The organism is Pseudomonas fragi, assembly GCF_002269505.1.
Lineage (GTDB): Bacteria > Pseudomonadota > Gammaproteobacteria > Pseudomonadales > Pseudomonadaceae > Aquipseudomonas > Aquipseudomonas fragi_D.
Genome location: NZ_NQKQ01000008.1, coordinates 185,033 through 196,993, shown reverse-complemented (window position 1 = coordinate 196,993; position 11,961 = coordinate 185,033). Strand labels below are relative to the sequence as shown.

At 57.5% G+C, this 11,961-nt stretch carries 8 protein-coding genes; 1 reads left to right on the top strand and 7 read right to left on the bottom strand.

What is annotated here, in order from left to right:
- Positions 1–177 precede the first annotated feature (177 nt).
- The 5 genes from CJU81_RS09915 to CJU81_RS09895 form a co-directional block, all read right to left on the bottom strand.
- Positions 178–1,959 carry an ABC transporter ATP-binding protein gene (locus tag CJU81_RS09915; protein WP_176464818.1) on the bottom strand — a complete coding sequence of 594 codons (1,782 nt, stop codon included), beginning with the start codon at positions 1,957–1,959 and terminating at the stop codon, positions 178–180.
- A 28-nt stretch (positions 1,960–1,987) separates the two neighbouring features.
- Positions 1,988–2,623: a DsbA family protein gene (locus CJU81_RS09910; protein ID WP_095028109.1), complete on the bottom strand. Its 636-nt coding sequence runs from the start codon at positions 2,621–2,623 to the stop codon at positions 1,988–1,990.
- A 1-nt stretch (position 2,624) separates the two neighbouring features.
- Positions 2,625–3,563, bottom strand: coding sequence for an oxygen-dependent tRNA uridine(34) hydroxylase TrhO (gene trhO / locus CJU81_RS09905; RefSeq protein ID WP_095036429.1), 939 nt, complete (start codon positions 3,561–3,563; stop codon positions 2,625–2,627).
- A gap of 113 nt (positions 3,564–3,676) precedes the next feature.
- A complete protein-coding gene (locus CJU81_RS09900; protein WP_095028108.1) occupies positions 3,677–3,973 on the bottom strand; it encodes a BolA family protein in 297 nt (98 codons plus the stop codon).
- Positions 3,974–3,984: 11 nt separating this feature from the next.
- The gene (locus tag CJU81_RS09895; protein ID WP_095036428.1) at positions 3,985–4,500 is read right to left on the bottom strand and encodes a DUF2059 domain-containing protein; all 516 of its coding nucleotides are present in this window, start codon (positions 4,498–4,500) and stop codon (positions 3,985–3,987) included.
- Positions 4,501–4,692: 192 nt separating this feature from the next.
- Between CJU81_RS09895 and CJU81_RS09890 the strand changes: the two genes are divergently transcribed.
- Positions 4,693–6,087 (top strand): class II fumarate hydratase, encoded by a 1,395-nt coding sequence (locus CJU81_RS09890; protein ID WP_095036427.1) that lies wholly within the window; start codon positions 4,693–4,695, stop codon positions 6,085–6,087.
- Positions 6,088–6,095: 8 nt separating this feature from the next.
- Here the strand turns inward: CJU81_RS09890 and CJU81_RS09885 are convergent, their stop codons facing one another.
- Both CJU81_RS09885 and pap read right to left on the bottom strand, forming a co-directional pair.
- A complete protein-coding gene (locus tag CJU81_RS09885) occupies positions 6,096–9,959 on the bottom strand; it encodes a dermonecrotic toxin domain-containing protein (protein WP_141232588.1) in 3,864 nt (1,287 codons plus the stop codon).
- 453 nt (positions 9,960–10,412) lie between these two features.
- Positions 10,413–11,930: a polyphosphate:AMP phosphotransferase gene (gene pap / locus CJU81_RS09880; protein ID WP_095036425.1), complete on the bottom strand. Its 1,518-nt coding sequence runs from the start codon at positions 11,928–11,930 to the stop codon at positions 10,413–10,415.
- Between the last annotated feature and the right edge of the window lie 31 nt (positions 11,931–11,961).

The following is an 11,961-nucleotide window of genomic DNA, read 5'->3' as shown; positions in this document are numbered from 1 at the left end:
AGGCGGGAATGCCCAGTTTCGTGATTAGCATGCTCAGAAAAATTAACTGACTGTTGCACTTGTTCCTTGAGACCGCCCAGCCTAGGCCAAATTTGTAAAACCAGAGCAATGCTTTACACCCGAATCTTTTAAAAAGCGCAGGTCGGGCAGGTAGCTCCGGGACAGGCAACTGCCGATTCAAGTTTGTTGCAGATGCCCATAGAGCTTGGCGTAAAGACCACCGTCTGCAATCAGTTGCTGATGATCACCGTCTTCAGCAATGCGCCCACCATCAAATACCAGCACCCGGTCTGCCTGTTTTACCGCAGACAGGCGATGGGCGATGATTAAAGTTGTGCGCCCACTCAAGAATTTTCCCAAAGCGTGATGCAAGTTGTATTCGGTGGCTGCATCCAGGGCGCTGGTGGCCTCATCGAGGATCACCACCTTGGGTTCGGCCAACACCATCCGCGCAATTGCCAGACGCTGACGCTGCCCCCCCGACAAGCGCACACCGGAGCGCCCAACAATGCTGTCCAGGCCCCGGGGCAGCGCCAGGACAGTACCGTCGAGCTGGGCAATTTGCAGGGCTTGCCAGCACGCTTCATCGGTTCGCTCACGGCCCATGGTCAGGTTGGCGCGCACGGTATCGTTGAACAGGGCCGGATGCTGCAACACCACCGCAACGTGTTCGCGGATGGTCTGCAGGCCAATTTCGGGCTGGCTGGCATCGGCAAAGTGGATACTCCCCGACTGCGGCGTATACAACCCCAGCAGCAGCTGCACCAGGGTGCTTTTACCGCCGCCGCTGGTGCCTACAATGGCCACCTTCTCGCCTGGAGAAATGGTCAGATTCAGGTGATCGAGCACCTTCTCGTCGCCATAGCTGAAGCTCAGGTCACGAACTTCGATGCCGACAGTCTGGCGCCCGGCGAACGGGTTTGCGCCGCCGGGGTATTGCGGCTCATCGCTGCGCGCCAGCAACTGGTTGATCCGCGTCACCGCACCGTCGGCGGCATAAAAGGCATATTGCAGGTTTAGCAATTGCTCGACCGGCCCGATCATGAACCATAAATAGCTGAACACGGCGAGCATCTGGCCGATCGAAAGGTCTGAAAACAGCACGGTAAGCATCGCTGCAGCGCGAAAGATATCGATCCCGAACTGGAACAACAAACCGCTGGCCCGATTGGACGCATCACTTTTCCATTGCGAAGCCACGGCAAAATCCCGGACTTCACGCGCCCGTAACCCCAGGCGCCCGAGGAAAAAACCCTGGCGATTGCCGGCACGCACTTCCTGGATGGAGTCCAGAGTCTCGGTCAGGGCCTGGGTGAAGCGTGCGGTGCTGTCGTTTTCAAGCTTCTTCAGATGCTTGACCCGCTTGCCCAACTGCACCGTGGCGTAAATCACCAACGGGTTGAACAGCAAAATCAGCAACGCCAGTTGCCAATGCATCCACAGTAAAATCGCCGAAGTACCCACCAGCGTGAGCATCGCAACCAGAAACCGGCTCAGGGTTTCGCCGACAAACTTGTCGAGCGTATCAAGGTCGGTCACCAGATGGGTGGTCACCGTGCCACTGCCCAGGCTTTCGTATTCAGCCAGCGATATGCGCTTCAGGCGCTCGATCAGGCGCAGGCGGATGCGAAACACAATGTCCTTGGCCAGCCGCGAAAACAGCCGCGCCTGCAACACGTTAAACAGCAATGCTCCGCACCGCAGCAGCAGGGTAATCGCCAGCATCAGGCCGATATAGCCCGCGGCACTTTGCCAGGCTGTCGGCAGCCAGTGGTTCATGATCTTCAGCGCGGCGTCGCCGTTGCCAAGCAGCACCTCATCCACCAGCAAAGGCAGCAGCAAGGGGATGGGCACACTGCACAGCGTCGCCAGCACGGCAACGCCGTTGGCAATCCACAGGGCTTTTTTATGACGCAGGGCCAGGCGGCGGATTTCAGCCCAGGTCAGGCGATCCGTCACCGCAGCAGAAGGCGGTACAGCAGCAGGATCAAACACGCGCAGCGCGTTCAAGCCAACGGGCGAGCAAGTCGGACAGGGGCTCAAGCGGCTGATAGCCGTTGGTCAGCAGCGCCAGTTGGCCATTGCGCTCGGCGAGCAGGGTCGGGAAGCCGGCAATGCCCAGATCCTGCACCCAGGTAATATCCGCGGCTGTCGCCGCATGTTGCTCGGCCGAGTCAAACGCGGCGGCAAACTCGATACGCGGCACACCTGCTGTTTCGGCCAGCTCGACCAGCACACTGGCCTGGGTCACATCGCGGCCTTGCACGTAAAACGCCTGCTGTATCAGCTTGACCAGTTTCCAGGCGCAATCAGGGGCAAGGCTGCGGGCTGCGACAACAGCCCTACAGGCCGGCTCGGTGTCATACACAAAACCTTCGGGCAAGGCCCCTTCGAAGGTAAAGGGTTGCCCAGTGGCCTCTGTGACGGCCTGCCAGTGTTCAAGGATATAACGCCGCGTAGCGGGCTCGAGTGACGATCCGGTACCGGTGCGCAAACCACCCACCACCAGATGCAACTCAACGCCTGCGGCCTGCGCCTGCTCAACCAGAGCCTCGGCTATGGGCGAAAAGCCCCAGCACCAGGAGCACATCGGGTCCATCACATAGAGCAGGCGCGCTGTCATATCAGGCCTCGGCAGCTTTACGATAATTGTGGCCAATCGGATGCGGCTGGTTACGCTCCTTGGCCAGGTCGATCTGCTTTTGACGATCAATGGCACTGCGACGGGTTTTCTCGCTCAAGGTGTCCCAGCAATGCGGGCAACTGATGCCAGGCTGATAGTGCTCGGACTCACGGTCAGCGATGCTGATTGGCGTGCGGCAGGCGTGGCACTGGTCGTACTCGCCGGCAGTCAGGTCATGGCGCACGGTGACACGGTTATCGAACACAAAGCAGTCGCCCTGCCACTTGGTTTCATCCTGTGGCACCTCTTCGAGGTACTTCAGGATCCCGCCTTTGAGGTGGTAAACCTCATCAAAACCCTGGCTGAGCATGTAGCTTGACGCCTTCTCGCAGCGAATGCCGCCGGTGCAGAACATCGCGACTTTCTTGTGCTTTGCAGGGTCGAAATTGGCTTTGATGTAGTCAGGGAATTCTCGAAAGCTGGTCGTTTTCGGGTCGATGGCGCCTTCAAACGTGCCGATCGAAACCTCGTAATCGTTGCGAGTGTCGATCAACAACACCTCTGGATCGCTGATCAGCGCGTTCCAGTTCTCGGGGTCGACATAGGTACCGACTTTCTTGTTCGGGTCTACGCCTTCAACGCCGAGGGTCACGATTTCTTTCTTGAGCTTGACCTTGGTCCGATAGAACGGCTGGTCATCGCAGTAGGATTCTTTGTGGTCGATATCGACCATGCGCGGATCGATCTTGAGCCAGGCCATCAGCCCGTCAATGCCTTCACGGCTACCGGAAACCGTGCCATTGATGCCTTCTTCGGCAATCAGCAAGGTGCCCTTGATGCCGTTGTCGACCATGGCCTTGAGCAGCGGCTCGCGCAGCTCGACGTAATCTTCAAGGGTGACGAATTTGTACAGGGCAGCAACAACAATTGGCGCGGTCATCGTGTTTCTCTCCAGGTGGCTACCCTCGCAAAGGGTGAACCGGATGCAAAAAAAACGCGCCGGCTAAGCGGCGCGCTGCGGATTCTAACAAAAAGCAGGTGGATTACACCAACTCAGTGCCCACCGCCAGCACAGGTCGGCGATGCCGGGGCTGTGCCGATTTTCGCCCATTCCTCAGGCGTGTACGTGTGCAAAGCCAGCGCATGGAACTCGCCCATCAGGTCACCCAGAGTGGCGTAAACCTTCTGGTGACGCTTGACGCTGTTGAGCCCGGCGAACTGCTCGCTGACCACCACTGCCTTGAAGTGGGTTTGCAACCCGCGACTGTGCATATGGCTTTCATCAAGCACGCTCAGGTGCTCGGGTTGCAAAGCGCCCAGCGCCGTTTCAATACGGTGTTGCATGCTCATTGAGGCTCCGCTTACTTCTTCTTGGCCGGTGCCGCTGCCGGCTCCAGCTCTGCAGTCATGTCAGCCAACAGTTTGTTGACAACCGGTACTGCGCTTTCCAGTTTGGCCTGGGTCATTTGTGCCGATTGCTGGGTCAGCTGCGGCATTTTTTCCAGCACTTTCTTGCCCAGTGGAGACTGGTAGAACGCTACCAGGTCCTTGAGCTCGGACTCGGTGAAGTTGGTGGTGTACAGCTTGACCATGTCAGGCTTGAGCTTGTTCCAGCCAATTGCCTGGTCCAGAGCTGTATTGGCCTTGGCCTGGTAGGTTTCCAGAAGGGCTTTCTTGGAGGCCGGGGCTTTGGTTTGCTCGAAACGCTGAGCGAACATTTGCTGCACTTGCATATACACCGGGGTACCCAGCTTATCGGCATGTGCCAGTTTCAGGAACGTTTCAGCACTGGCAGCGTGGCTAGCTGCATCGGCGAAAACCTGGCCGCTGGCGCAAACCAGAGCAACCGCTGTACAGATGGCGCGAAGACGGGTCATCGAGTTTCCTTTTCTAGCAAGCGAGGTTTAACCCCAAGGGCGGCCATTCTGCGCCTAATAAAGTGTGTCACTCAACCCCGAGACTGATAGACGTTCTCATCAGCCGACCAAAAGTGTCGAAAACACAAGATTGAACCCCTCCTGCAAATCAGCGCCTAAGCTGTCTGGTCAGACCTTAAGGAGAAAGAGCCGATGAGCCGTATCGAAACCGACAGCCTGGGTGAAGTAAGCGTGGCCGATGAGGCTTATTGGGGGGCGCAGACACAGCGGTCACTGATCAACTTTGCCATCGGCAACGAAAAAATGCCGCTGGCGGTGCTACATGCTTTGGTGCTGATCAAAAAAGCCGCCGCGCGGGTCAATGACCGCAACGGCGACTTGCCTGCCGATATTGCCCGCTTGATCGAACAGGCCGCCGACGAAGTGCTCGACGGCGAACACGACGACCAGTTTCCACTGGTGGTATGGCAAACCGGCAGCGGTACACAAAGCAACATGAACGCCAACGAAGTCATCGCAGGGCGTGCCAACGAACTGGCTGGTAAAGGCCGCGGAGGCAAGTCGCCGGTTCACCCCAATGACCACGTCAATCGCTCGCAGAGCTCCAATGACTGCTTCCCCACTGCCATGCATATTGCTGCCGCCAAAGCAGTCCACAACCATTTGCTGCCAGCAATCGGCGAACTGGCCGGGGGCCTGGCCGAGTTGTCCGCCCGGCACATGAAGCTGGTCAAGACCGGGCGTACGCATATGATGGACGCGACCCCGATTACCTTTGGCCAGGAGTTATCGGCCTATATCGCGCAACTGGATTACGCCGAGCAAGCCATTCGCTCGTCCCTGCCGGCAGTCTGCGAGCTGGCCCAAGGCGGCACTGCGGTGGGCACCGGCCTGAATGCGCCCCACGGTTTTGCTGAAGCAATTGCCGCTGAACTGGCCGCGCTGTCGGGTTTACCGTTTGTCACCGCACCGAACAAATTTGCCGCGCTGGCAGGCCACGAACCCCTGACCACCCTGTCGGGCGCCCTGAAGACCCTGGCCGTGACCCTGATGAAACTGGCCAATGACTTTCGCCTGCTGGGGTCCGGCCCACGTGCCGGGCTGGCCGAAATCAAGCTGCCGGCCAATGAACCCGGCAGTTCGATCATGCCGGGCAAGGTCAACCCGACCCAGTGCGAAGCGCTGTCCATGCTCGCATGCCAGGTGATGGGCAACGATGTCGCCATCGGTTTTGCAGCAAGCCAGGGGCATTTGCAGTTGAACGTCTACAAGCCGGTGATCATTCACAACCTGCTGCAATCCATCCAGTTGCTGGGCGACGGTTGCAGCAACTTCCTCAAGCACTGCGTGACCGGCCTTGAGGTCGACGCCGCCAAAATGGCCGAACACCTGGAGCGCGGCCTGATGCTGGTGACCGCGCTCAACCCGCATATCGGCTATGACAAATCAGCCGAGATCGCCAAAAAAGCCTACGCCGAAGGTTTGACCTTGCGCGAAGCAGCGCTGGAACTGGGCTACCTCACCGATGCCGAGTTCGATCAGTGGGTTCGCCCGGAAAACATGCTGGGGCCGGGCAAGCACGGCTAGGCCCGAAGCTAGGCAACAGGGACATCGATAGTAGAAACGTTAGGGCCGGCAATTTTGAACACCATCACGTCTTTATCGGGCGTGATGGTACCGATCAACCGGAACAGCCGGCCATCCGCCCTTGCTTGTTGTATTGCCACCACTGCGGGGTTGAAAGGCACCTCGCTGATTGAGCGCTGCGCAACTATATCGACCCAGTCATCAGACATCATGATTGCGCCACCGGACGAACTGCGCTCAAAGCTTATTTTCCCCCAAGTGCTGTATGCCGGTTGCAAATGCCTGATTTCCATCAGATACACATCGCCATTGGGCCCCCGAAAGACCAGGCTGAAACCCACAGTGCCCCGCCTGTAGCGCCCTCCTTCAAGTCGTTGATAACCACGGTGGCGCATGGCTACATGCATGATGTTCTTGGCAAGATCGGTTCTCAGGGCATGGGTAGAAATCATCCCGGCACGCAGTGCCGCATAGCTGTCCACCAGAGCCGTAACCTCTACATCCAGATTGCCGATCAGCATGTAGCTGCGTAACTGACGGACCATTTCCATGTTGTAAAACCTGCCCGATGGCGTCGGCAGTACTGTGCGTAACCCCTGAAGCTCATCATAAACAGGAGCCCAGATCGGCAGTGGCTGCTTTCTTGCCATGGCAGTCAGTGCCTCGTCCAGCATCCCGACGGGCAATTGCTTGCTGGTCATGCTTTGCTCGCAGAGGCGCTCCAGTTCCAGCACATCGGAGGCACGAATGACCCTGGTATCGACCGACTTGATCACTTGACGGCTGTAGTAGCGCAGAAACGTCTGCACTTGATAATCAGAACCGGTTGCCGGCAAATCAAATGCCTGACGTGCCAGCGCCTCCAGATGGGGATGCTCGCCGAGTTGGGGCGTGAGGTGCCAATTACCGATCACTACACGTTGCGTGACAGGATCAAACAGGCCATCGGCCTCGATATACAGTGTGCTGTCCGGCTCGCCTTCACGCACTACCTTCCATGAGAACTGCTCGCTATCCAGCTGGACCCGGTAGAATTTGTTGTCCATCAACACGAAATCTTCTGATAAATCCTCAAACAGGTCGCTGCCGGGCGATAAAGGCTGATCCGATAACCGATAAACCCCCTCGGCTGTCAGAACACCGCGGGGCTGAAGCTTTGTCGGATCATCCGGATCAATACGAAAGATCCCGTAATTACCGATGTCATCCAGCTCCCGTGAAACAAACAGATCGAGATGGCCTATCACTACCCTATCCATCGATTCGATGCCTTGAGGGGGTATAACCGGGACAGGAGCCGGGAAGATAGCCGGTAGTACTTCGTAACCATCCGGAACCTTGCGCGTAGATACAACGGGAGTTGAATCAACTATCAGCTCTTCCAGCTCCGGAAACGGCGAGCCGCCCTTGCCCCCGACATCGCTGTGATACTCCCAGCGCCCTCGCACATCCATCCTGATCGGCGGTTCATAGTTTTTGGGCGGGTGCGCCTTGAGACGCAGGGTTTTCTCACCCGAACGACGATACACTTCGTACACCTTGTCATCGATCTGTATGTACAGGTTGTTATTCAGCAGATAGACATTTTCGTTTTTACCCTTAAGCCGCACAGCATCGTGTAGCAGCACGTGAACTGCATAGCCATCGAAAGCCTTGGTACGCCCTTGCTTTGCAGAGCTCACAGAAGGCAACAAATCTCTCAGGCGGTTTTTCTGCAACGACTTGCTGGCTCGCAACCCCGCCTCATAAAGATTGGCGGCGGCCTTGGTCACCGTGTCATCCAGGCTGCCCAATACTGCACCTACCGCTCTGGGGCGCACCACCAGAGGTGCCAGCGAAAGAATCGCCTCGCCCAGATTGAGCGCGGCGGATAAGGCGAGTCCGGCTCCTGTTTTGTAATCACCTCGGGCAAACGCACTGATAGCTGCAGATGCGTCATGCCAGCCGTCATACACGCCAATGGTCGTGCCAATACCCGGAATAACCGACAGGCCAATCTTTATGTAGCTCAGATCCCGGGCCGCAATGCGCTCCATCTGGCGGCGCTCGATATCCAGTGCCGATCGGGATGAGCTGTAGACCTGCTCCTTGAGCCGCCCCATGCGTGCCAGGTACTGCATGTCCGTCAGGGATATATGTGGCGCCTTTACCGGATCAATGACGAGAAAACCGTAAGTACCAATACGCAAAATGGCATTGATGTTCTGCGTATTGCGCGCAACGTCCGATCCGGCCGTGCTGCTGTTCGCAAAATAAGTGAGCAACTCCCGATCAAGCAGCACATGGTTGGACAGGCGCTGTACCAGACGTTGAAACCCCGTATCTTCGAAGAATTTCTGATTCCCCGGAGCACCCGGCAGGTACATCAACGCCAGCCCAGTGGTTTTGTCATGCACCACAGACACCCCGATCAGCGCTTGCTCTGTATCGGAACTGTCCCCTCGATCAGGTGAGCGCAACCAGGTATAGCGATACTCAATGTCGAATTCGGCGTCAGGCTTGTGGTTGCCATTGCCGGGGGCGGTCGCTGCCTGTGCCAACCTGTGCCCCCGCTCAGACAGGTGGCCCCGCTGACGTGCGACCCAGGCCTCGAGCTGGATGGCCTGCCTGAACACCCCCAGCCGCCTGGCGATACTCGGGGCACCGGGCTGGCTCCCCTGCGCCGTGCGGCCTAAAAAAACATCTGTGATCCTCATGCTGTAAAGCGTCGCAACATCCAGATCCGGAATGGTTTTGAGCAGATAACTGAGGTCAACCCCCAACGCCTTGGTATCCACGCCATCCAGCGTGAAATAGCTGTGCTTGAGACGCAGCATCTGCTGTTCGTCACCAACATCAATATTCTTGCGAGCAAGTTCGGACAGGCTGAAGGTGTGGCGCGCAAGGCTGACGTCATCCCAGGTCGAAAAGCCCGTGACCGCAGTGCTTTCCAGCGTATCGCCAGCCAAGTGCGGGCGCTCGGGCCTTTCGCCCGCTTGCAGTACCTCAACGGTTACCCTGTCCGGCATATCGACTTTGATCGCATCGGGATCGATATCACGCTTCAAGTCAGCCTTGAGCCGCTCAGCCAGCGTATGACGGGTAAATACATCGAATGAAGGTAGGTTGCGACGTAGATCTTCTTCCAGCCAGACCGCATTACGCGCGTAGTCCGACAGTGCCTTGGCATATTCGGCCCGATCCTCGACTGGCGCCAGCAGCAACCAGTCCGGTAAATCTTGAGTAGCCTGTGCCGTACGCAACTGCTCAGCCACAAGGTCAATACCCTGTTCACGGGCCTGGTTGTCGGGCGCCAGCAGATTTTCAGCGGTATCCAGACGCAAGCGCTCAAGAGACTGTGCAATTGTGGATTCGCTGTGCAGAGACTGGCCCCTGGTCATAAGCGCAGCCATTTCCTTATAACTGGCGATTTGATCCTCAACCCCCAGGTTGAAGGCATGGCCATCGAGCACACGCAGGATAATGGGGGTGTCGGGGCCTTCAACCATGAGCGCAGCTCGTGCAGCCGTGCGGCTTTTGAGCGATACATGGCCAAGCCAGAAACCGTCAGGATCGGCCCGAACACTTCGGGCAAGCTGTGTCTTGAGCTGAGCCACGCTGGCGAATGCGTGCAAGCCGCCCGCCCTGCCCGGAGCAAACAGATAGACAGGCTCCGGTGCTTGATGATCATCAAGCGCCAGTTGGCGGGTAATCACTATCACCCCCAACAGCAAGTAAGAGCGTTGCGAAGCACCCAGAGATAAGTCACAAACACGAGTGGTACTTTGTCCACGAAGTGAAGACCAGGGTTCGCTGACAACCTCTTTAATCTGTTGATACGCCGCTTCGCTCAACCGGCCTTCGTATACTTGCAATTGCGCTTCGGCCAGCATGCACCGCGCCCTGCCTGCAGACAAACGCTGCAACAGGCTAAGCCCGTTGGCATCTAGCCGGGTCCAGAAGTCCGGGGCTTGCGACTCGACCCCTTCGATCAATGTATCTGTTGCTTGCTGAGTCTCGCCGTGCTGGTCTTGCGCCTGTTCATGGGCCTGGCGGTAAGCGGCCAAACGGCTTGACGCCTGATCGTCTACGCCTATAAACGCGAGAAGACTCGCTTCATAACGTGCGACTTTTCGCTCACGCAAAGTCGCTGGCAAATTCGGAGACAAGCTGCCAAATGAAAGATATTGGTCAGCTTCTAGGGTGTGCGAGGTTGCGGACATTTAGGCGTTCATCCCGGATGACATCAAGTCACCTGATCTGAACAGAAACAGGGAGGGCAACAGCGGTACATATATAGCGTGTAGCCGCTCAGGATCGAAACAGCTACACGGGGCTGGCGCGGGTTACTTCTTCTTGCGCTTTTTTTCCTGCTTGTCGCGTTTCTCGAAGGCGGCTTCCAGGGCTTCGTTAATCGTGCGCAACACTTTTACCCGCGCCCAGCGTTTGTCATTGGCTTCCACCAGGGTCCAGGGCGAGATTTCGGTACTGGTGCGGTCAACCATATCGCACACGGCATTGCGATACAGGTCCCACTTGTCACGGTTGCGCCAGTCTTCCTCGGTGATCTTGAAGCGTTTGAAAGGGATCTCTTCACGCTCCTGGAAGCGTTCAAGCTGGGTGTCCTTGTCGATCGCCAGCCAGAATTTGACGACAATCGCACCGGCCGCCGTGAGTTGCTCTTCAAAGTCATTGATCTCGCCGTAAGCGCGCATCCAGTCCGCTTGCGTGCAAAAACCCTCGACCCGCTCAACCAGCACCCGGCCATACCAGGAACGGTCAAAAATGGTGAACTTTCCCCGCGCCGGGACTTGCCGCCAAAAACGCCAGAGGTAAGGCTGTGCACGCTCATCCTCGGAGGGCGCAGCAATGGGCACGATGATGTACTGACGCGGGTCGAGCGCTGCAGCCACGCGCCGGATCGAGCCGCCCTTGCCTGCTGCATCGTTACCTTCAAACACCGCAATCAACGAATGGCGGCGCATGCGCTTGTCGCGCATCAGGCCCGACAGACGCGCCTGCTCGGTGATCAATTGCTCCTGATAATCATCTTTTTCAAGATGCCGGGTCAGGTCCAGGCAATCAAGCAGGGTCAACTCGCCCTGCTTGTTCGGCAACGGCGGAACGCCCGCCGGGCGGGCTGCAACCTTGGGTGTCTGCAACGCTGCCTGGAGCCCTTCAAGGAGGATTTTGCCCACGGTCAGGCTGCGGTAGTACGGGTCAATACCTTCGACGATGTTCCACGGCGCGTAATCACGACTGGTGCGGCGGATCGCCCGCTCGCCATAACGCACGAACTTGTCATAGGTTTTGGACTGCTGCCAGTCCAGCGGGCTGATGCGCCAGCTGTGCAACGGGTCGTCCTTGAGAGTTTGCAGGCGCTCTTTCATTTGTTTTTTGGACAAGTGAAACCAGAATTTGAAAATTACCGCGCCTTCATTGCAGAGCATTTTTTCCAGACGCTCGGCGCCCGTGATTGCCTGATCAAGCACGGCATTCTTGTACAGGCCGTGAACGCGCCCCTGAAGCATCTGGCTGTACCAGTTACCGAAAAAAACACCCATGCGGCCTTTGGCCGGCAACTGGCGCCAGTAGCGCCAGGCAGCCGGGTGAGACAGCTCTTCATCGGTCTGGCTGTCAAACGTACGCACTTCGATCAGACGCGGGTCCATCCACTCACTGAGCAGTTTGACCGTCTCACCCTTGCCTGCGCCTTCAATGCCATTGATCAACACAATGACCGCAGAGCGCTTCTGCTGATGCAGCTCAAACTGAGCCTCAAGCAGGGCTTCACGTAAGACGGGAGCTTCTCTGTCGTAGGTTTCTTTATCGATGAAATGGCCGATTTCAGCTGATTCGAACATGGAATGCTCCCTGGCAAGATGTCACAAGCCT